At 47.4% G+C, this 21789-nt stretch carries 22 protein-coding genes; 12 read left to right on the top strand and 10 right to left on the bottom strand.

Annotated features, from left to right (window positions below):
* Positions 1-24: 24 nt before the first annotated feature.
* Positions 25-825: a cobamide remodeling phosphodiesterase CbiR gene (gene cbiR / locus CR164_RS01370; protein WP_110022119.1), complete on the top strand. Its 801-nt coding sequence runs from the start codon at positions 25-27 to the stop codon at positions 823-825.
* 2 nt (positions 826-827) lie between these two features.
* On the opposite strand, the gene CR164_RS01365 is transcribed toward cbiR, so the two are convergent.
* The 9 genes from CR164_RS01365 to CR164_RS01320 all read right to left on the bottom strand — a co-directional run bounded on the left by CR164_RS01365 (position 828) and on the right by CR164_RS01320 (position 11689).
* On the bottom strand, positions 828-3485 hold the full coding sequence (locus tag CR164_RS01365; protein ID WP_110022118.1) for an MSCRAMM family protein: 2658 nt from the start codon (positions 3483-3485) through the stop codon (positions 828-830).
* 21 nt (positions 3486-3506) lie between these two features.
* Positions 3507-4355, bottom strand: coding sequence for a fimbrial biogenesis chaperone (locus CR164_RS01360; RefSeq protein WP_110022117.1), 849 nt, complete (start codon positions 4353-4355; stop codon positions 3507-3509).
* A gap of 8 nt (positions 4356-4363) precedes the next feature.
* Complete coding sequence (locus tag CR164_RS01355) at positions 4364-4903, bottom strand: hypothetical protein (protein WP_110022116.1); 540 nt, start codon at positions 4901-4903, stop codon at positions 4364-4366.
* 80 nt (positions 4904-4983) lie between these two features.
* Entirely contained in the window at positions 4984-5607 is a 624-nt protein-coding gene (locus CR164_RS01350) for a hypothetical protein (protein ID WP_193525186.1), read from the bottom strand.
* A 170-nt stretch (positions 5608-5777) separates the two neighbouring features.
* A complete protein-coding gene (locus CR164_RS01345; RefSeq protein WP_204901773.1) occupies positions 5778-6392 on the bottom strand; it encodes a hypothetical protein in 615 nt (204 codons plus the stop codon).
* A 421-nt stretch (positions 6393-6813) separates the two neighbouring features.
* Positions 6814-9453, bottom strand: a complete 2640-nt coding sequence (locus CR164_RS01335; protein ID WP_110022113.1) for a carboxypeptidase regulatory-like domain-containing protein — start codon at positions 9451-9453, stop codon at positions 6814-6816.
* Between the two features lie 15 nt (positions 9454-9468).
* On the bottom strand, positions 9469-10314 hold the full coding sequence (locus CR164_RS01330) for a fimbrial biogenesis chaperone (RefSeq protein WP_110022112.1): 846 nt from the start codon (positions 10312-10314) through the stop codon (positions 9469-9471).
* Between the two features lie 12 nt (positions 10315-10326).
* The gene (locus CR164_RS01325) at positions 10327-11028 is read right to left on the bottom strand and encodes a hypothetical protein (protein WP_110022111.1); all 702 of its coding nucleotides are present in this window, start codon (positions 11026-11028) and stop codon (positions 10327-10329) included.
* Between the two features lie 22 nt (positions 11029-11050).
* Entirely contained in the window at positions 11051-11689 is a 639-nt protein-coding gene (locus tag CR164_RS01320; protein WP_110022110.1) for a hypothetical protein, read from the bottom strand.
* 456 nt (positions 11690-12145) lie between these two features.
* On the opposite strand from CR164_RS01320, the gene cobU reads away from it, so the two are divergent.
* The 11 genes from cobU (at position 12146) to CR164_RS01265 (ending at position 21250) form a co-directional block, all read left to right on the top strand.
* Positions 12146-12661, top strand: a complete 516-nt coding sequence (gene cobU, locus CR164_RS01315) for a bifunctional adenosylcobinamide kinase/adenosylcobinamide-phosphate guanylyltransferase (protein ID WP_110022109.1) — start codon at positions 12146-12148, stop codon at positions 12659-12661.
* A 146-nt stretch (positions 12662-12807) separates the two neighbouring features.
* The gene (gene cobT, locus CR164_RS01310; RefSeq protein WP_110022108.1) at positions 12808-13866 is read left to right on the top strand and encodes a nicotinate-nucleotide--dimethylbenzimidazole phosphoribosyltransferase; all 1059 of its coding nucleotides are present in this window, start codon (positions 12808-12810) and stop codon (positions 13864-13866) included.
* Positions 13867-13884: 18 nt separating this feature from the next.
* Positions 13885-14778 (top strand): alpha/beta fold hydrolase, encoded by an 894-nt coding sequence (locus CR164_RS01305; protein ID WP_110022107.1) that lies wholly within the window; start codon positions 13885-13887, stop codon positions 14776-14778.
* Complete coding sequence (locus CR164_RS01300; protein WP_110022106.1) at positions 14775-15524, top strand: adenosylcobinamide-GDP ribazoletransferase; 750 nt, start codon at positions 14775-14777, stop codon at positions 15522-15524. Before CR164_RS01305 ends, CR164_RS01300 begins: the two co-directional genes overlap by 4 nt.
* 640 nt (positions 15525-16164) lie before the next feature.
* Entirely contained in the window at positions 16165-16572 is a 408-nt protein-coding gene (locus tag CR164_RS01295; protein ID WP_110022290.1) for an OsmC family protein, read from the top strand.
* A gap of 33 nt (positions 16573-16605) precedes the next feature.
* Complete coding sequence (locus CR164_RS01290; protein WP_110022105.1) at positions 16606-17622, top strand: SLAC1 anion channel family protein; 1017 nt, start codon at positions 16606-16608, stop codon at positions 17620-17622.
* A 115-nt stretch (positions 17623-17737) separates the two neighbouring features.
* Positions 17738-18226 carry a DUF134 domain-containing protein gene (locus tag CR164_RS01285; RefSeq protein WP_110022104.1) on the top strand — a complete coding sequence of 163 codons (489 nt, stop codon included), beginning with the start codon at positions 17738-17740 and terminating at the stop codon, positions 18224-18226.
* Positions 18195-19346 carry a WG repeat-containing protein gene (locus CR164_RS01280; protein ID WP_239994416.1) on the top strand — a complete coding sequence of 384 codons (1152 nt, stop codon included), beginning with the start codon at positions 18195-18197 and terminating at the stop codon, positions 19344-19346. Before CR164_RS01285 ends, CR164_RS01280 begins: the two co-directional genes overlap by 32 nt.
* A 26-nt stretch (positions 19347-19372) precedes the next feature.
* A complete protein-coding gene (locus CR164_RS01275) occupies positions 19373-19792 on the top strand; it encodes a hypothetical protein (protein WP_110022103.1) in 420 nt (139 codons plus the stop codon).
* Complete coding sequence (locus tag CR164_RS01270) at positions 19779-20963, top strand: iron-containing alcohol dehydrogenase (protein WP_239994415.1); 1185 nt, start codon at positions 19779-19781, stop codon at positions 20961-20963. Before CR164_RS01275 ends, CR164_RS01270 begins: the two co-directional genes overlap by 14 nt.
* Complete coding sequence (locus CR164_RS01265; RefSeq protein ID WP_110022101.1) at positions 20963-21250, top strand: hypothetical protein; 288 nt, start codon at positions 20963-20965, stop codon at positions 21248-21250. Before CR164_RS01270 ends, CR164_RS01265 begins: the two co-directional genes overlap by 1 nt.
* A gap of 9 nt (positions 21251-21259) precedes the next feature.
* Here CR164_RS01265 and CR164_RS01260 read toward each other — a convergent pair whose 3' ends face one another.
* The gene (locus CR164_RS01260) at positions 21260-21730 is read right to left on the bottom strand and encodes an SET domain-containing protein-lysine N-methyltransferase (RefSeq protein ID WP_110022100.1); all 471 of its coding nucleotides are present in this window, start codon (positions 21728-21730) and stop codon (positions 21260-21262) included.
* Between the last annotated feature and the right edge of the window lie 59 nt (positions 21731-21789).

The following is a 21789-nucleotide window of genomic DNA, read 5'->3' as shown; positions in this document are numbered from 1 at the left end:
CCCTGTTATTATTAACATACAAGAATGAATTGTAAAAAGCAGTTTCCTTTCAGAGTTGGTACAACTTCTTATATCATTCCTGATGAGATTATCCCGAATATAGAGTACCTGAAAGACAAGGTCGATGATGTCGAACTGGTTCTGTTCGAGTCGGACGAGATAAGCAATTTGCCATCGGAGCGTGATATTGCAAAGCTCTTTGCCATCGGCGAAAGGCATGATCTAACCTATTCGATCCATTTACCTCTTGATGTCTATCTCTGCAGTTCCGATTCCGCTATTCGTGAACGGTCGGTTGAGAAATGTCGCAGGGTTGTCGAACTGACGGAGGCGTTACAGCCTTCTGCCTATGTTATGCATGCTGAAGCAGGGCAAGGCATGAATGTCAATGATTTTTCTGAAGAGGAGAAAGTGGCGTTTGCAGACAGTTTCCGTGTTTCACTCGAAGGGCTTTTTTCTGCTGTTTCGGTGCAAGCGTCAGAATTTTGCGTCGAAACCCTCAATTATCCACTTCAGCTTCTTGAGAAGGTTATTTCGTCTTTCGAACTTTCCATAACCCTCGATATTGGACATCTTGAACTCTACGGCTATTCTGTTCAGGAGCATCTCGTCCGGTATCTGCCACGAGCACGTGTGATGCATATGCATGGTATAAAAAACGGAAAGGACCATAACGGGCTGCAGCACATGCGAGCTGAAACGCTCAGTCTGGTCATGCAGGCGCTGCATGACAATCGCGATCAGGCAAGGGTTTTTACCATGGAGATTTTTTCAGAAGATGATTTCAATGCTTCATGTGCCGAGTTGATGAAATACAGCACTTGATATCACTGTAAGTGATTTTCTCCATTTGTCAAGGATGTATCCGGCCTCGCTGTGTTTTTTTTCTCCGCCCTCGTTTCCTTTTCGTGTAAAACAGCGGGAGTTGTTTCTTCTCTGACAGTGAAGTCGATACCGTAGATGTAATCATCCTTAATGACTACCTCGTGCTTTACATCGGAAACGGATAGTGTGTAATCTCCCGGCTGGAGTCCTTTTGTTCTGTAGTAGCCAAAGAGGTTTGTCACGGCATGATCGATAACGTTACCTTTTTCATCCATGACGGTTACTTTTCTGTTTTCGAGAGCGATTGACCGGGTATCGGTAACTTGTCCGGCAATGGAGTATTCGACGAAAGCCGGTATGGTGATTTCGCTGACCGCACCGCTCATCACTTCGACATATGTTGTTTTGTTGGGTATGTTGAGTTCTAAAGGGAGGTTTTCGGCATCCACATCTACTGCATAGACGCCAGGTTTCAGATTGCCGACGAAAAATGAACCATCTACCTGGCGCTGGTTGAGCTTTTTCCCGTTGAGCAGGATATCGACGTTATTGATGTCGTCAGGTTTCAGAGTTGTTTCGTTGATGATTTTCATTGATCCGGCAAGCCCCCCTCGGGTATGGCTTATGGCGGTTCGGTTGATGGGGTAGAAGCGTTTACTCGAACGGCCAAGATCCCAGGTGAGGGCAAATGCGATGTACTGTCTCGCTTCAGGTGGGACAAAATTTGAAAAAGTGTCTTCCGTTTCAAGCCGTAAGGCATTGTTCATATTGTAACTGTATTGCAGACTTAGTTCAAGTCCGGCATTGATGAATTTGTTCCATGCGACAGAGTAGCCTGTTTGGCTGCCTGATGTAGAAGCCCCGAGCCGGATGAGATTGAAGCGGTTGCCTTTTGGATACCAGTCGAAGTATAGGCTGCTTACATTGTTTCCGGTGCTGAATGCATGTGAGTAGAGTGCTCTGCTCTGCAATGAACGGCTGAAATCATAATCGAGATCTGCTGCGATTATCTCATCCTCATAGGTGACGGAAAGATCACTCCGTGAAGTCACATTCATATTTGCTTCGTATCGGTATTGTTCTTCATCATTGGGAAGGGCGGACAACATGAGGCTTGGCATAACATACCAGTAGGCTCCGGGCAGCAGGTATTTTTCTGCAGGCTCGTTTCCTGTTTTGTTGTATCTGCCGTACAAAAGCAGGTCGAAAGGCTTGATGATTCCGGTGCTGAAGCGCAAGGAGTGGTTTTTTTGTTTTTCTTTACCGTCTTTTGAATAATTTTCCTGATTTAACCGCCCAAAATATGAAAGAGACCAATCTGTTCCTTTTCCTTCGAGTCTGAAATCCGTTGCGTAACGGTCATTGGATCTTCCGCCATAAAGTGCTATTCCCCAGTTACCGCCTATCGAGAGAACTGTCCCGGCAAATACTTCCCTGTTGATGTTTTCCGGGTTGTACTGGATTCCCGCTTCGATGGTCATCCGGTTGTGAACGCCGTAGATAATGTGACCGAACCCGGTCCATGATGTGCTGTCGCTTTCATTTTGATTCAGGGGGTTGCCAACTACCCCACCGCCAGCCCTTGCAAGGAGTTCTTTTGCCGGAAGCGTCCGGTTCAAAATCGACATTGTATAGTCAATGATTGTCAAAGGTTTCTCCCGCAATGTTCTTTCATAGATATAGACCTCGGTACGTCTCGGGTCGGACGTCATCCTGACATTGGGGAAGCGGAACCGGCCGTCAAGGCCTATTCGCTGTCTTGCGATAACAACTCCTTCGATCCTGAGTTCGGCGATAGATGCAGGAGGGGCGTTACCTTCAATGGTCCGTTGCTGTGTTCTGTCGAGAGAGAGGAAGGCATCAGAGTCACTGTATCGTTCAAAATCCAGTTGATTGAGAATTGTCTGGTTATTCCATCCTACCTGTATACCCGTAAAATCCAGATCATTTAGAAGAGAAAACAGGTCGGATGATCCGGTACCTGCTCTCAGGACCGAGTTGTTATTGTACGTTGTCCAGTGGTAACGCGAGGGTCGAAAGCGTGTTGTTGGATCGCCTTCAAAGGTTATGTCCCAGACACCGTTGGCGAATCTTCCTCCGGCTTCAATGAGCAAGTCTCTGTTTGTATTGTCGTTGAACTCATAGGAAACCTGTGGCTCGAATCTCAGAAAAGAGAGGGAACTGGATGGGGCCTGAATATCAGGAGTGATAACCGGTTTTGCAGCTTTTTTTCTCGAAGGCTTGCCGGAAGCCCATGGGACATCGAGCGCAAGAGCGAATACCGACTGTACAAAGCGTCCTTTGACATAAAAGGATTTTTCCAGCTGATCGAACGATATGCACTGAGTGTCTTCAATGACTTTCAGACTTTCCGGGTCATGGGAAAGTACTCCGAGAGTAGTTTGATAGCTGACTGTACCGTTTTCCGCAGGTTGACCTTTGAGCTTTGTTTGCTGAATGAAGAGGTCGAACGGAACCCAGTAGGTGTCCTGGTGACGATAGCAAATGAGGGTGCCGGCAGATTTCTTGTTGAAAAAAACTTCAACAAGAAGCGGTTCAGGCTGCCTTGAGTCAGCAGCCTGAACATAGTGTATCGCGCTATTGCTGTAGAGACCGGAGAGAAGGAAAGAAAGCGCAATGAGTCGCTTGGTGAAATCCATTGGCCGTTACCCTTTGCTGTGTCAGCGCGATACGGGATAGGTCTTTTCAATCTTTTTATCTCCAAGTTCTCCTGAAACTGCAACAATGTACGAGCCGGATTTTGGAAGAGAAGGGAGTTGAGTTATGATTGTACGGGTATTGCCGGGGAGCACAGGGGTCTGATTCAGCTGGCCCGATGCAACAAGCCCTTCAGGATTTTTATCGGCATCTTCATTCTTTACGTACTTTTCTGCATTCTGGATGCCGGGAAAGTCATCTTTTTTCCATATGGAATAACCGCCTGTCAATCTGGTGTGAACGTTTCCGCTGTTGATGATCGCCGCTTTCAGCGTATTGTCCGATTTATCGAGAGAGAGCGTTTTAAGCGTTGACGAGCGTTTCACGGGATTTGCATTTGCATATACTCCAACACCCAGCTTGAAGAGAACTTCTACCGGTTTTTTTTCTTCATCTGCTACGTTTTCCTCCATGGGTTCTTCTATGAAATAGATAAGTGCCCTGTGTTCTCCGGGATCGGGCTTGACCGGAGGACGAACGGATAAACGAACAACCTGGCTTTTTCCCGGCTCAAGGGTAAATGCGGTCGGGTTGATCAGCATCCATTGGTCAAGGGATTGTTCGGTTGGAGGCAGAAGTTTGACTTCGTTATTTTCATCGAGGGTCCAGTTATAAACCTCTACTTTTACGTTGGTCGGTGTTTTTTTCAGATTGAAAAGCCTGAGTGATTCGTTAACCGGTTCGGAACCGATCGAGAGTTCAAGCATCGAGGGAGATACACCTATCTGGCCGGGAGGAGCTGTTTCTTGAGCGTGAACATTGGCTGCCATTGTTACCATGGCAATGAGGAGCGCCGTGAGTAATTTTTTCATGATAGCGTTTAGATTGTTATGATTGTTATTTCGATGGTACCGAAATATTTTCCGGATTTTTTTGCCCGGGAGATGTCCAGATCCAGATCGACCCTGCCGAGACATCTGATCTTTTTCTTGTTTTTCCTTTCACACTCGATCGGTTTTTCGGTAAGGTACGCTTTGATTATCGACGAGCTGTCATTCTTGTGCGAAAGGGCATTTTCAACTCCGCTTCTGCTGAGAATTCTGTATTCAACATCAAATGCCCGGCCGCGGGAAAAACTATCATCATCGTCATCGTCATCACTATCGTCGAACTGGTAATACCACAGCAGCACGTTTTTACGGCTGATTCTCGTTGTGGTATATATTTGTTCCAAAAACAGTTCGGGGGTATCGACATCGCTGCTGTTCCATGTTACATCAGCTTCGAATGGACTGAGTGATGCAGAAACTCCGCTTTTTGATAAACCGATTTCACTCAATGTTACCTTGTCAAGCTTCCTGTTTTTGTAAATCTTCAGATTGTCTGCAGAAAAGGCAGGGCTTGCATGAGAGGTTGCCATTAGAAAAAAAGCGATTGTCACCAAAAGAGAGCGTTTGTTTTTTGGATCTGGCCACCGGATATTAGTCAATAGCCTCAACCTTATATCGTTGAAGCGGTTATAGTATACTGACCCCCGGCATGGCTGCCAGATCGGCTGGTTTCACTGAAATCAAGATCCAGCTCGATGCCTCCAAATGTTGCAGAGCTTTTTGCAATACCTCCAAGGTTGGCCTTGATCGAGCTGCCGCTGTTTTCTCCGTCGTTGACCTTCACGTTCGACATGCCGATTTTTGATTCCCCGTTTGAAAGCTCATCTCCTCCAGAAGGGATTGTTACGGTAACCTCTGCGTTGCCACTTTTTGAAAAACCTCTTACTGCCCAAACATTCGGCATTTTCACGGTTGTTTTTGTGCCATCGAGTTCAAGCTTGGCATCCATAAGACTGGCTGTCGAGAGTTCGTCTCCGGAGGCTGCGCCTTCCCATGATACTGCCATGGTATTGTCACCCTGATCAAGAGCTTCGGAAGTCGGGGTCTCGAAATTGAGCGTTAGGTTCGAGTAATAATGCAGCACGATGAATTGGGGGACATTTGCCGTGACTTTGGCTGTTCCGCTGCTCGATTGTTGTCCGCCGCCGACGACAGCATCTGCATTATCGATGGAAAATGCAAGAATAAGAAGAAAAACCGTACAGGCTTTTCCTGAAAATGATAATAACTTCATAATGAGAATTATTTAGGGGGTTAAAAGAAAGAAACTAAAGCACCTGCGTCTACCCTTGAATTTAAAAAAGATTTCCTGGATAGCGTGATGACAATTTACCGAGTCGCACTGATTTTTCAGCTTGTTGAGTATAGTCGAATCGACTGTTGTCCACTCTTCGGGTTCAGGAATCAGATTGTTTCTGCAGTGATTTTATATTGGCCACCGGTGTGAAGGCCCGCTTTGGTTGTTTCGGAAAAGTTCAGTGTTATGCGGACATTGCCGATGGTGGCTTCAGAACTTGTTATTCCTTTCAGACTTGTATTGATCGTTGTACCGGAATGACCGGCATTATCTTCTATTTGAATGTTCCCTTCACCTTCTTCTATGATAATTCTGGAGGAACCCGAGGTGAGAACATTGTTGTTGAGCGATATAGAAACTTTGGCATTTCCCGAAGGGGAGAGGCCGCGGATAGCCCAGACATTGGGTAGTTGCAGTGATACCCTGTCGGGTAAATCGATTTCTGTATTCTCGTCGTTCAGCTGGCTCGTGCTTTCGGCATCTCCGTTCCACTGAACATCGAAATCGGCCGAACGTCTGTCTTCTGCTGAGGAAAACTCTTCAAAATTAAGGGTCAGCCCGGAATAATAATGCAGGATAATGAGGTCCGGAAGAACGATGGAAATATTGGTACTACCCACGACACTTTGGGTTTTAGCGGGGCTTTCTGCCTTGGATGAATGAGGGTTGAGCAGAAAAATGCTCATACAGAATGCCATGAAAGTAAAGGCGCTTTTTGCCATCTCATTCTTTATGTTCCGGGGGGTTCAGGGGAACTCCAGAGGATACTTCGTATACTATCCTTTCTCTTATATTGTACTGAATTTCTGCTTGATCTCAAACATCCCTTCTCTTTATGTTCAAAGGACTGGTTTCGTAACACCGATCCAGTCAATGATTTTCGGTGCTTTTTATGGATTCCGGGGCATGACTCCTTTCTCCCGGTTATCCTTGGGCAAGCGAGAAGCGCGACTCGGGGATCCATTGGTTTTCCTGTTGCTCAGTATCGATGCCGCATCGAGTGCGGCATGACTCCATTCTCCAAGTCATCCTCGGGCAAGCGAAGCGCGACCCGGGGATCCATCTTCTGTCGAGAGTATCTATGGATGCATATCGAGTGCGGTATGATATTGTGGGGCGGAGAAGTAGTCTGAATGAAGCACATTACTGCTGTTCCCGGGACTCGGGTATGATAATGTCGACTTCAAACAGAAAGTCTTGAGTAATGGTAAAGTCTGTTTCCGTCACATGGTCCGGCTCGCCTTCTTTTGTTGTTGTTACCTTTGCCGTGTAGTTTCCTTGTCTCAGTCCGTCGATACGGTAGTAACCGAACTGGTCGGTTTTCGTCTGCTTTACGATTTTTCCGGCTGAATCGACGATACTGACCGGTACATTTGCAAGCATATGTTCCGAGGCAGTGCATACCTTGCCTGCGGCGCCATACTCCGTAAAAACAGGTATATTTACTTCAGTAACGGCTCCGCTCTGTACTTCGACTTTTATGTTCTGTTGCTCGATAACCATTTCTAATGGAAGATTTTCAGGATCGACCGAGACCGTGTATACACCCGGTCTGAGGTTCCCGACAAAAAAAGTGCCTCCAATCTGGCGTTGCCCCAGCTTTCTTCCGTTTATCAATATTGAGACATCATTGATCGACGATTGGCTGACATTTGTGTCGGTCATGATTTTCAAAGCTCCGGCCATGCCTCCTCTTGTCTGGCTTATAGCTGCTCTGTTGATGGGATAGAACCGTTTGCCGGAGTGTCCGAGATCCCATTTGAGGGTAAGGCTTATGGTGTGGTTGTCGTAATTATCCGATAGATAGGGGCTGTCTTCAATGGACAATCCGCTGGCATTGAACATGTTGTCGTAATAGGATAGAGCGATACTGAGCCCTGTATTGATATCCCGGCTCCACGAGCCGGAAAAGCCGAATCTGCCATGCATATGTGAGGCTCCGAGCCGGATACGGTCATTTCTGTTGTTTTGGGGATACCAGCTAAAATAGGCGCTCGAGGCATGCATCTCGTTTTTTGGCGCATAAGAGTGGTACAATTGCAGGCTGTTGCTGCCGTTCCTGAAATCGTAATCGACATTGGCGGTGATCACCTTGTCTTCGTAACGGAGTCGCACATCGGTATCTCTGCGTGGCCGCAGCGACGCTTCATAGTGGTAAGTGCCGTCACTATCGTATGGTATCGCCGACAATCTTGTTCGCGGAAAGATTTGCAGGTGAGCGCCCGGGAGAAGGTGACGGCTGATCACGCTGCCGTTTTCTTGCGTATAGTTGCCGTAGATAAAGGCGTTGAGCCAGGAAAACGGCCGTGCCTGCAGGCGCAGGATGTGGCGCTGCTTTCGCTCTCTGGTATCAAACCCGAACCCTTTTTCATTCCACTGGGATCGCTGGGAAACGCTCCATGTTTTTCCGTAGCCGTTAATCGAGACATCGGCTCCGTAATGTCCGTTTGACTGTGCGCCGTAAAATGATGTATTCCATCTGGAACCGACTGACATGACAAATCCCAGAAGCTGACCGATCGATTGTGCATAGGGATCATACTGTATGCTGCCTTCGAGCGTTACGCGCTCGTTCAGTCCGTAAAGCATATGAGTGAACCCTGTCAGGGAAGTGGAGCTCGAATAGTCTTCATCGAGAGGATTTCCCGATCGTCCTGCACCACAATGAAGTAGAATTTCATGCCGCGCGAGACTCCGGTTTGATGTCGATTGCGTGTAGTCGATAATGCGAAGAGGCTTTTCCAGGGTTGAATACTCGTAAATATAAACCTCGGTTATTCTCAGATCGGTTGTCATGCGGACATTGCTGAACATGAATTTTCCATCGAAGGAAATTCTCTGACGGGCAGCGACACGTCCGTCGAAACGCAACTCGGCGATGCCGGCAGGTGGGCCGGTGCCTTCGATTGTCCGGCGCTGTGTGCGGTCGATATTCAAAAGGGCATCGGAGTCACTGTAGTAGGTATCGTCCAGATTCTGTAATATGTTGCGGTTGTTCCATGCGAACTGAATGCCTGTATATTCGGAATTGTTGACAAGGTTGTATACCTGGCTTGTTCCTGTGCCTATTCTGAGAACGGTGTTTTTGCTGAGTGTTGTCCAGTGATATTGAGAAAGCGCCAGCTTGTCATGTTTGTATCCTCTTGTTCTGATATCCCACATGCCTGCGCCGATCCGTCCTCCGGCCTCTATTTCAAGAAAGTAATCACTGTTACTGTCGTGAAAGCTGTAGGATGCATCGCTTTCGACGTGGAGAAACGAGAGTGAGTTACGAGGGGCGGATATGTCGGGTTCAATGGCTCTTTTTTTCTTTCCTTTCAACGAGGTAACCGGTCGCCAGGGAACGAGGATTTTTATCGCGTAGAGATATTCGTTGAACAGCGGGTGGACATGAAAGGTTTCTTTCAGGGCTGTGAACGAAACGCACTGTTCTCCTTCGAACTCCCGCAAGGATGACAGGTCGAAATCGATGGGGCCGAGCGTTGTCGTCAGACGCATCTTGCTTGTGCTGTCCTCTACTGCCGGCAGGCGGGCATGTTGTTGAAACAGCTCGAAAGGAATCCAGAAATCGCCATTATGCTGGTAGCAAAGCTGTATGCCTGCGGACAGGTTGTCGAAAAACAGTTCGACCACGAGCGGTTGCTCCTGGTCGGCTGGTATTCGTTCTTCCGGAGAGTCCGATAACTTGTCGGTTGCGAAAAGAGGCGGTGCGTGAAAGAGCATACCGAGCGTCAGGAACGCAGATATCGTTTTCTGTGCTGTTGCTACCCATCGAATCAGCATGTTACGTTTGGGGTGCTACTGGGTAAGCTTGAACGTATGCAAACGGGGAACTCCGGCTAGTGTATCCTGAACGGCGACGATATAGTTGCCGTTTTCCGCCATACGGGGCAATGCGGTTGCAATGGTTCGCCTTGTGTCCGGCAGCACAGGAAAGCGGTTGAGACGGCCTCTAGCGGCGAGACCGTCCGGCTTCTCATTTTCCTTGTTCTTCGGAAATACTTTGTCCGGGTTGCTGCTTCCGGGAAAATCCTGTTCCTTCCAGATGGCGAAGCGCCCGCCGAACCTGACATGGATGTCGCCGGTATTCTCGATATCGGCGAGAAGTGTGTTCCTGTCCAGACGGAAGGCGTGCAGTTTGGCCTTTTTCTCTGCAGGGTCGGCAATTGCGTACACCCCGACACCGAGCCGGAACCTTGTCCTGATGGTTTGTTGCGCCGTCGTGTCGTTTTCAGCAGGAATTTCTGTGAAGTACACTATTGCGCGATGTTCGCCAGGTTCAGGTTGCATTCTCGGCCGAATCGAGAACCGTATGGGCCGGTTTTGTTTCGGCGGTACCGTGAAGTTCAGGGGATTGATGGTCATCCACTGGTCCAGCGATTGAGTGGTCGGTGGCAGCAGTTTGACCCTGTTACTGGTGTCGGTGGTCCAGTTGTGAACGCTGACCTCAACCCTGACCGGTTTATCTTTAAAGTTATAAAAACGGATGGTTTCGTTCACCGGCTTTGTGCCGATACGGATATCCTCGAAAATTTCCGGCGACAGCCCCACCTGTCCCTGAGGTATTATATCCTCTGCATACAGATCTTTGAAAGAAGCAACGGCTAACAAGAGTAAAACGGAAAGAAAAAAACGATATGTCATTATAATTATAACTCATAAAAAGGTTAGCGTTGTATGAACTGTTCCCGTGTATTCTCCGGAGCGGCGGGCCTTGGAAATATTAAAAGAAAAATGAGCCCATCCACAGAATCTGGTTGTATCCTCGTCGTCGTCATCGTAGTCATCGTCGTCATCCCAAGGAATAGTACGGGTTTCCAAAACTTTCACCTTGATCCACGAGCGTCGATCCGAGACATGGCTCAGTCTTCCGCTTCTGCCGTAGTCGTCTTCGACATCTATCGCCACATCGATCGATGGAACACGATTCCATTTCGTATCGCTGTCGTCATCATCATCATCGTCGTCATAAATGGTGATCTTCCAGAGGCAGGAACGGTTGCTATCCTGCCAGTGTGTCCATCGCGAGAATTTTTTGGTGTCATAGACACGTTTTATGTTACTGGTTGTAAGAGCAGGCTCAACGATGGTGCCATCCCAGGTGACGTCCGGTGAAAAAGAGCCCTCGTCTGCAAGATAGGTTGATGCATGATGGTTGTTGTTGAAAATCTCTCCCGGCATCATAGGCATGAACCTGATGCGTTTTTCGAAACGGACTGATATATAGCCGTTATTATCTTTTCCCAAAGAGTCTGACGGCTGTAGCACAGCAGTGGCAATAACGGTTATTGCCAGAAAGAACGCCAAGAGGCTCTCGTTGGAGAACCTCTTGCATATAATTGATACCATATACGCCATGAGCGGGGTGCTTGAGAAAAGATTACACTGCTTCAGCGGTTATGGTGTATACTCCCCCTGTGTATGTTCCCGTTGCATTGGCAGAACTCATATCAAGGGTGAGGTTGACATCACCGATTTCGGCTTGTGATTTGAGTATACCTCCAAGCGGAACATTGATTGGGTTGGATCCATTACTTGTAGAGCTTCCATGCTTGACCTGGGCAGCTGTAATCGTGATTGTCGCAGATGAGCCAGATGTTGTGTTCGTTATAGTCGGGGTGGTGAGCGCAACTGATACCTCTGCATTGCCTGAGCTGGAAATGCCGCGTACCGCCCAGACGTTGGGAATATGCACCGTTATCTTTCCATCTTCTGGTTCAGAGGCAGATGAGTCGAGGTTGCTATTAGTAAGACCTGCAGTGCCGGAAGCTTCGCCATCGGCCCAGGTGACATCCCATGTGCCAACTCCCTCATCGATGCCTACTCCTGATAAGTTATCGAAATTAAGGGTTATGCCGGAAATGTAATGAAGGATGACGATACCGCTCAAGTTTACGGATACATCCGTAGAACCTGTTGCTCCCGATACAACAGTAGCATGGCCGACTTTACCAAAAGAGGTAAGCAGTAATGCTGCGAGGGTAACAATTGCAAGTGTTTTTTTTGAGTTGTTTTTCAATAGAGTCTCCCTGTTTTTTTGTTTTTGAAATGATTACACTTTTAACTGATAAAATCATTTACTGCTTTTCGATGTATTATGTGTGCAAATATTGTGCCGTGTTTTTGTTATCAGGCAAAGTGGATATGTTTATTATATGAAGAGAATGCAAATTCTCTGCTATATGATATTTTTTTTAAATGCTTTGGAGCTTTTTCTGATTTGATGTTTCTGGTTGATGTGGTGAATTTGGCTCACGTTTGGTTTTGTCTGGGGCGTTATTTTTAGCGTAAGACTGTTTTGTTTTGAGTCGGAAGAGGTTTCGTTTTGAGAATACGGTCTCAATTCGGAGCGAAAGGTGAAGTTTTTTGTCTATGCTGTTATGGGGTTCTGTTTTTTTTAATTACAAGTATGGTTATTTCGAGGAACGTATTGATGAGAGACTTTTTTTCATTTTGATATAAAATTCGTTTCGCTATGGCTGATGTTGTTTTTCTTACGGGTGGTGCGAGAAGCGGTAAAAGTTCATTTGCTCTGAAACGCGCAGAACGATATGCTGAGAAAGCGTTTCTCGCTACAGCCGAACCTTTTGATGAAGAGATGGCTGCGCGCATCGATAAACATCGCGAGGAGAGGGGCGATCGGTTTGAAACCTTTGAAGAACCGGTCGATATAGATGCAACCTTGCGTGTTATACCGTCGTCGATCGATGTTGTAATTGTCGACTGCTTGACTGTATGGGCAGGAAACCTTTTGTATAAGCTCGGGTCGGATGAAATAATCATGAATCATGTCGATCGTTTGCTTGCTGTTTTGCAAAATCCTCCTTGTAATGTTATTCTCGTATCCAATGAAATAGGGATGGGGATCGTGCCTGAAAATGCAATGGCGCGGAAATTTCGTGATATAGCCGGCACCATCAACCAGAAAGTGGCTGGTGCTTCAACCGAGGCATGGTTGCTCTGTAGCGGTTTGCCGGTAAAGTTGAAGTAAGGCTCTTGGGTAATGGGGTTTAGGGTTTAGGAAAGAGGTCGTAGGGAATAGGGATCTCCGGAACCGCTCTATGAAGTCCTGACATAAATGTATATGAGGCGGCGGCTATTCATTCTTTCTTATAATAATAACGAACAGTGGAGTATATGTACGATCAGTTACAAGAGGTTCTCGGCAATATCAAGCCGGTTGATAATTCATTGAGGGGACCAATTCAGGCACACCTTGACGATCTCACCAAGCCAAAAGGTAGTCTTGGGCGTCTGGAGGAGATTGCGATGAAGTATGTTCTTGCAACGGGTTCCGATTGTCCGATACTGAAAAAGAAGAAAGTTTTTTGCTTTGCGGCAGATCATGGTGTGGCCGTGGAAGGTGTCTCGGCTTTTCCGGCTGAAGTAACCCCGCAGATGGTGTATAACATGTTGAACGGCGGGGCGGCGATCAATGTCCTTACGCGGCATGCCGGAGCTGGACTTGATATGGTCGATATTGGTGTGAACCATGATTTTCCGGACCATCCCGGCCTAAGAAAGTGCAAGGTTCGAAAAGCCTCTGCAAATATGGCAGAGGGAGCTGCCATGACTGTCGATGAAGCTCTGCAGGCGGTTATGGTCGGAATTGATCTTGCAAAAGAGGCTTATGCGGATGGGTACCATCTGCTTGCTACAGGAGAAATGGGCATAGCCAATACCACTTCCGCTGCAGCTCTGTTCGCTGTCCTGCTTGATCTTCCTGTAGAATCCATTACCGGTCGTGGTACCGGGATTGACGACTCGATGCTCGAGCATAAGATTTCGGTCATCAAACGTGCCATTGAAACCAACCGAGGATCACTCAGCACCCCTTTGGAAACGCTTGCGTCTCTTGGCGGATTTGAGATCGCTGGTATCTGCGGTCTTATTCTCGGGGCGGCATCGGTCGGGATGCCTGTGGTTGTCGACGGGTTTATTTCATCGGCCGGTGCAGTTGCGGCGATGAAGCTTTCATGTCAAGTGAGTGATTATCTTTTTTTCAGCCATTTGTCCAATGAACAGGGGCACAAAATCATAATGAACAAGCTCGGGGCCAAGCCTATTCTCGATCTTGATCTGCGTCTTGGAGAAGGAACCGGGGCGGTGCTCGCCATGCAGGTCATCGAGGGGGCGATAAAGATTTACAATGAAATGGCTACCTTTAGTGGGGCCAACGTTTCGGAACGTCAATAGAGCCTGATATCTACGCTCATGAATGCATTTCTGCAATTCCAGAAAAAATATGCTGATTCCGACAGCCGCTTTTTCGAATCCGGAGGTTTCAGGGTTCATTACAAGGTTTTCGGAAAAGGAGAGCCTTTGATTGTACTCCTTCATGGGAGTTTTCTCAGTGTTCGTTCATGGCGTGATGTTGTCGCTCCTCTTTCGGAGAAGACAACAGTACTGGTTTTCGACCGCCCGGCTTTCGGGTTGACTTCACGCCCGGTTCCTTCACCGGAAAACGATGTTCGCTATTCACCGGAAGCTCAAAGTGATCTGGTTGTAAGGCTCATCGAAGAGGTTGGCCATGAAAAGGCGATTCTTGTCGGTAATTCAACCGGGGGGACACTGGCCTTGCTGGTGGCCTTGCGGCACCCTCGGCAGGTACAGGGGCTTGTGCTTGTTGGTGCAATGGTGTACAGCGGGTATGCCACCAGTGAAGTACCGGCTTTCTTGAAACCGCTGCTTACAGGCATGAGCCCTGTATTTTCAAGGCTCATGAAGTTTCTTATAACCAAACTGTACGACAGGAATATTCGTGGTTTTTGGTATAACAAGGCCTTGTTGAGCGACGAAACGCTGGCAGCCTTCAGGAAGGACCTTATGATCGGAGACTGGTCGAGAGCTTTCTGGGAGCTTTTTCTTGAAACACATCACCTTGGTCTTGAAAAAAAACTCGGTAACCTCGAGGTTCCTTCTTTGGTGATAACCGGTGAACACGATCTGACCGTCAAAACAGAAGAAAGTTTCAAGTTGGCCAGAGAGATTCCCGGGGCGGAACTCGAGGTTATTCCCAATTGCGGTCATCTTCCTCAGGAAGAGGTTCCTGAAGCGTTTGTCGCTGCTGTTATGTTGTTTCTGGAAAAATCAATGAAGATGCTTTGAGAGGTCTGGTAACTGCATTGCGCACGTTGACGGTGCTGCCTGTACCGGGAAAAGAGGCGACTCGTTTCTGTAACGCTTTTCACTGGTTTCCCGTTGTTGGTCTTTTGCTTGGGCTGATCCAGGCGGGGGTAGGTTATCTGTTAATGGTTTTTGGCTGGAGTGAATTTGCAGCGGCTGGAGTGTTGCTTGCCGGTGTTTTGTCGACGAGAGGGATTCATGTCGACGGTTTTGCCGATGTCGCTGACGGTTTTTTCGGTGGGGGAAGTGTGGAGAGGCGTCTGCGCATCATGAAAGATTCGGCAGTCGGTTCGTTCGGTGCTCTGGCGCTTGTCCTGCTTTTTATCTTCAAGTGGGTTATTCTTGTCAAACTTCTTTCTCTCGGTTTGTATGACTGGGTTGTATCCGGAATTGTGCTCGCCCGTTTGTCTCAGGTATTGCTTGCGTCATCTCTTCCATATGCACGTAGTGAAGGTGGAACGGCTTCAGGCTTTGTCGAAGGTGCCGGTTTACCGCATTTGGTTTCTTCCGTCTCCGTCTCCGTTATCGTTCTTTTCGTTCTTTTTGACGGTATGCTTCTACCCTTTGGCTTTGCCTTGCTTGTTGCATCTGTGAGCGCAGGTCTCAGCGGTTTTCTCAGTCTAAAAAAAATTCAGGGAGTTACCGGTGATGTTCTCGGTGCTTCGAGCGAAATCACCGAAGCGTTGGTGTGGGGTGCAGGTGCATTGTTTTTCATGTCCCGTTTTTAATTTTCCTGGATAGCGTCAGTAGGGCAATTCTCAATACGAGTGTTGTAATGTAGGTTTGCTTATGTGGGGCGGTAGCCATAGGGCTTTTGCAAAAAAGGCTGTACAGCTGTTTCATGAATTTTTCAATGGTTATCCGTTTCTCATCATGCATTGCACCCTCCTGATTGCCGGCAGCTGTCGAAAATGCATGAGTCCACCAGGGCTTTCTGCCCTTTGTATGATCTGTCGGCAAGTGAAAATCATATGACGGCTGCTATTATTGCATGAGGCGCCGGCATGCCGATTAGATTACGGATCCGTTTTTTTATGATTTTGTTTTTTCCTGTTGCGAAATATCGGGCATATGCTTATAATTGCTTTTGTTGTGCTGCTGCTCTGGTAAGGTGTATCATGCGCTCTTGTTTTTCAGTTAAAATAGTGCATATTCATGCAGGAATATATGAGGCGCAAATAACTTTAGGGCATCTCTATACATTGTCGCGAGCGTTATGAGTACGAGGCGAACGGAGCCAGAGAAACCGGGATGTACACAAGTACATGAGGGTTTCGAGTGCCGAACAACAAAGTGATCATGGTGCGAAGCAAATTAATAGAGGGGCCTTTTATCTTTTATACTAATCAGGAAAAAGGAGCAACTGTCATGCATAACACCATGATTATAACTTCCGGTGGCGGTAAAAAAGTGAACGCGGCATATCGCGGTTTTACGATTGAAACCGACCAGTCAGAGAGGAACGGAGGAGAGGGGACGGCGCCGGAACCGTTCATGCTTTTTCTCGCTTCGATAGGAACCTGTGCCGGCGTGTATGTCTACTCATTCTGTGAGCAGAGAAACATTCCAACGGACAATATCCGTATTGTGCAGAAGCAGCATAAGAAGGAAGGTGGTAAGGGGATCGAGAAAATCTCTTTGGAAATCCAGGTTCCGGAAGATTTTCCCCGGAAATATCACGATGCTCTGGTAAAGGCCGCTAATCTCTGCGCGGTGAAAAAGCATATTCAGGAAGCGCCGGATTTTGAAGTTGTGACCAACGTAGTCGATGAGTAATATTTTTCAACCTTAAAATCAAATAAAGACGATATGAGCAACAATGCAGTGACAGCTGCAGAGGAAAAGAGCCTTCGGTTGCAAAATTTCCATATAACGTTTTTTGCTATCGTTCTCGGCATGGCTGGTTTTTCTCTTGCAGTTCAGAAAGTGGGAGGACATGATGGAAAAGGTATTCTTCCTGTTCTCGAAACACCGGCAACGATACTGGTGTATATAACGATCGCCCTTTTTGTTTTTGTTGGGCTGACTTATGCCGCTAAGTTGATGCGGCACCCCGGTACACTGGCCAAGGAGTTCAACCATCCGGTCAAGATCAACTTCTTTCCGCTGGTTGCAAAAATATTCCTTGTGCTGAGTGTTGCATATCTCGATCGTGATATGCAGGTATCTTACTATCTCTGGGTAACGGGTGCGATCCTGCAGTTTATAGCTTCCATTGTCATTATTTCAATCTGGATCAGGCATACGCATTTCAAAATAGAGCATATGACTCCGGGATGGTTCATTCCCATAGTTGGTTCACTTATTGTGCCTATTGCAGGTGTTCCGCATGGTTTTGTCGAGATTTCCTGGTTCTTTTTCTCTGTGGGTCTTGTTTTTTGGATAGCGCTGTTTACCATCGTGATGTACAGAATGATTTTCCATCCACCGATTCCTGATAGATTGTTGCCCACGCTATTCATTTTGTTCGCTCCACCTGCGATTGCTTTTATAGCCTACGTAAAGCTTGCCGGACTTGCTGGGCATGATGCAGGACTTGACGGATTTGCAAGAGTGTTGTACTACTTTTCACTCTTCATGTTTATTCTGATTCTTTTCAAGGTTCAGATTCTCGCAAAAATCAATTTCTTTCTTTCCTGGTGGGCATATTCCTTTCCGCTTGCAGCTAAGACGCTTGCGACAGTGGTGATGTTTCACATGACGCATAGTGTGTTCTACAAGAATCTTGTTTTGTTCGAACTTGCGGTTCTGACTTTGGTTATTCTGATTCTGATCGTTGTGACGGCCAATGCGATTTCAAAAGCTGAAATTTGTGTCGAGGATTGAGTTTCAACGAGAATGTGCGTAACAACCGGCATGTTCGCAAAACTGCCGGTTGTTGTTAAATTACCTCATTTAAATTTGGGGTGTTATCGAAAGTACAAAAGAGAAAAATCCTGTTATGGTTGCTAGATTGAGGCGTCAAGGGGCAGGGAGGCCGAAAAGTTGCCGGAGAGTCGAGGATATGCCGAGAGTTCGGTGTTTCAAGCCACAAAATACCCCGAGAAGTCAGCTCGAAGAAGTTGTCGTTACGGTCGATGAGCTCGAGGCGATCAGGTTGGCGGATCTCGAGAGGCTTTATCAGGCAGAAGCAGCAGAAAAAATGCATGTGTCCCGTCAAACGTTTGGGCGCATTCTTGAGTCTGCGCATAAAAAGGTTGCCGAAGCTTTTGTGTACGGGAAATCAATCGTCTTTGAAGGAGGTGTGTTTATGAAAAGTGAAGAAACCGGTGGTGCGGAAAAGGAGTTGTGTTTGTGTCCGAAATGCGGGTACGAGGCAGAGCACAATCCTGGTGTTCCATGCCGTTCTATGAAATGTTCCGAGTGTGGAGCGACAATGATAAGAAAAGGAGGGTGCGGTGTTGGCCGAAGAGAAGGTAAAGGGCATTGATCGTCTGTATCGCTGGATAGTGTCAGCGGGACTGGTGTTTCTGGTCGGGGGGTGTACCCTGGACGGCAGGAATATAGTGGATCAGAGGATAGCGGAGGCACGTGCTGTTCCTCCCGAGTCCCTCTATGTTGCCTATGAAGGGGGACAGTTCGGGTACATCAATCCTGACGGGGAAATGGTGATAGAGCCTCGCTACGAGATCGCTTATGTCTTTCGCGATGGTCTTGCTCCGGTCAGAGTCGGTGAAAAGTGGGGTTACATAGACTCGACGGGCAGGTATGTCATCGAGCCGGAGTACCTGAAGATAACCCCCTTCAAAAAAGGATTTGCAAGGGTTCACGTGGATGGTAAGCAGATCTATATTAAAAAGAGTGGTGCACGGATAGGAAGTCAGGCATATGATTTCGGTTATCATTTTTCCGAAGGGTTGGCCTTTGTGATGATTGACGGAAAATACGGGGCGATAGATACAACAGGGCGGATGGTGATCGAACCGGAATACGAGCTCGGTTATTTTTTTGCTCATGGACTGGGTTTGGTTAAAAAAGATGGAAAGTGGGGGTATATTGATAAAACGAACAGGTTTGTTGTTCCTCCGGTGTACGAAGAAGCTGACAGTTTCTGGGGAAGCAGGGCGAAAGTCAAGGTCGGGGATAAGTGGGGCTTCATCGACACGACTGGCGCAATGGTTATAAAGCCCAGCTACGAGGATGCCTGGAGTTTTATCGAAAGCCGTGCCAGGGTTAAATCAGACGGTAAATGGGGCTTTATCGATACAACAGGCGCCAGCGTTGTAAACTGCCGTTATGATACGGCTGAAAACTTTTCCGGTGGATATGCCCGCGTAGCGATGGGTACTAAGTGGGGCTTCATCGATAAAAGCGGTAAAGAGATCGTACCTTTGGAGTACAGAGAGGTCAAACCGTTCTGTTGTGGGCTCGCACCGGTACGAAAAACTACGAAGTGGGGGTACGTTGATACATCGGGTGCGATGGTTATCGAGCCACGTTTCAGTCGTGCGGAGAGTTTTCACAAGGGACTCGCAAAGGTGACTTTCAAAGGTAAGGAAGCGTATATCGATCCAACCGGGAAGATTGTATGGAGTGAAAAACCAATGTAAACACCCTAAATGGTCAAGGAGGGACTATGAATATCGCAGGAAAGAAAAACATTGTTGTCGGCACGGCCTACTTTGTTTTGACACTCGGGCTTGGGATGTTTTTGGTGAATATGTTGATGGGGCAGGATCCACTATGGATGGATAGTCCTGTCCGTGAAATGCTTGCGGCAGCGCATTCGCACGGTGGTTTGGAAGCATTGATCAATGTCTTGTTTGGCTACCTGATTTATCGATTTGGCGCAAGGATGCCGCTTGTCTCAAAAATTGCTTCCTGGCTTCTGCTCGGGGGTCTGCTGCATTCAGGTTCAGCATATCTTGCCGGAATCGGTTTGACTGCGGCAGAAGCGGTTGCTCCTTTCGGTGCAGTTTCGCTTATTACTGGGGTTGTTTTAATGCTGCCGGTTCTGGTGAAAGGTGTAGATTCTGAGAATAGTGGCTCTGCTTGATTTTGGCTTGTTTCGTCAGCCTCGTGTTTTTTTCGGTGAAGGGAAGCTGTTTCAACTTCCGGCTCTGATCGGTGAATTTGGAAGCAAGGTTCTCCTTGTAACCGGTGCGAAGTCTTTCCGACAGTCGGAGGATTTTTCTCTTCTCCTCGAGCGTTTGTCGACTGAATCTTTTTGGTTCCGCCAGTATACGGTTTCCGGAGAGCCTTCACCTGAAATTGTTGACCACGCTGTTGCGGACTATGGAAACACGGGTATCGATGTTGTTGTTGCGATAGGGGGCGGGAGTGTGATCGACGCCGGAAAAGCAATATCGGCAATGCTTATGAAGAAAGAACCTGTAGAGTTGTACATCGAGGGGTTACCCGGTTACAGAGCTCATGATGGTTCGAAAGTGCCGTTCGTCGCCGTGCCGACAACTTCAGGTACCGGAAGTGAAGCAACCAACAATGCTGTTATCAGCAAAGTTGGCTGGAGCGGTTACAAGCGCTCTCTCCGTCACCCTGCTTTTATACCCGAAGCTGTTCTTATCGATCCGAAGCTTATGCTCGATATGCCAGGCTGGCTTACGGTTTCTTCCGGTATGGATGCATTGACGCAGTTGATTGAAGCTTTTGTGTCACCTTTCGGATCACCTTATGTCGATGCGGTTGCTCTGAGCGGTCTCGAATGTTTTTCCAGGTCATTTATCCCGGCCTGCCAGGCTGAAACAAGGGATATTGATGCACGGTCCGGGATGGCATATGCGGCATTGATGTCCGGTATTGCGCTTGTTAATGCCGGACTGGGTATTGTTCATGGATTTGCATCCTCGATTGGCGGGTTCGTTGACATTCCTCATGGAGTTCTCTGTGCTACACTGCTTGGTTCGGCAACCATGGAGAATATGGTACAGCTTCGTGAAAAGGGTTGCGATCCCAATCGTTTTCTTGCCAAGTACGCTCAGGTAGGAAGAGTGCTATGCTCCGATCCTTCACTGGATGATGAAGAAAGCTGTTTTGCCTTGTTGAAAAAGCTGGATGCCTGGGAAAATGAGTTGAAATTTCCGAAACTTGGGGTGTACGGTGTTGAAGAGAAAGATATTGATGGTATTGTTTCGCGTACACGTAGCAAAAGCAACCCTGTTGCACTGGATGATGAAAGTATGAAAAAAATATTGAAGCAGCGCTTATAATGAAAACCAAGGGAATAAAGACCACGGCTATTGTATGTTTGCTGACGATGTTCCTGCTTGGCGGCTGTTCGCAGAAATTTCAGCGAGGTGTCAAGGACTTTCAGTCCAAATGGGTTGGCCTGAAGCGAAAGGTAACGGTTTACTCGGCTTCGGGAGAACCGGTTAAAATCTATGAGGGACGTATTGACATCGAGCCTACAGAGTACGGGAACAAGATAAAATTTGCACACGACGGTAACATGGTGCTCATATTCAATATGGGGGTTGTTGTAGAGGAACTGGAATGATTTGTTTTTTCAGGCGATTTCATTCATGTTTCGAGTTTCCCACCATTCACTGCCGTAATTGTAGAAAAGTTCTTCACCTTTTCGTATATCCCGCAGAGCGTAAATGATGAGTTCAGAGCCGAGCGGTGTTTCTTCGAGATAGTAGGCGACATTCGGGAAAGAGGAATGGTTGAAAAGCATACCGTTACCCATTGCGACCAATCTTGTTTTCTCGTTTTCTCCGTAAAATACATAGTTCAGCAGTTCTCCTCCGATATCTTCTTCACTGAGCTCGAGAACCGGGCAGCGTTCCAGGATTTCTCCGTTGTTTATGTTGCGGGTTGCAAATGCACCTCGTCCGCTTATGTTCGAGTGACCTATTCGAACAGGTTTTTCGGAAATGGTGTCCGCGGCAGGTTTGATTTTTTTGCCGAGCAGTACGCCCCCGGCAATACCGGTAATGAATGTTGTGACGAGCAAGGCGAAAAACGATGGTTCCATATAGTTACTCCCGATTGTTGAAAGCTGTAAGTTTACAAAAAAACAATAATCAGGCCTAT

The sequence above is a fragment of the Prosthecochloris marina genome (assembly GCF_003182595.1).
Classification (GTDB): domain Bacteria; phylum Bacteroidota; class Chlorobiia; order Chlorobiales; family Chlorobiaceae; genus Prosthecochloris; species Prosthecochloris marina.
The sequence above is the reverse complement of the archived record's forward strand: the minus strand, read 5'-3'. Positions and strand labels throughout refer to the sequence as shown.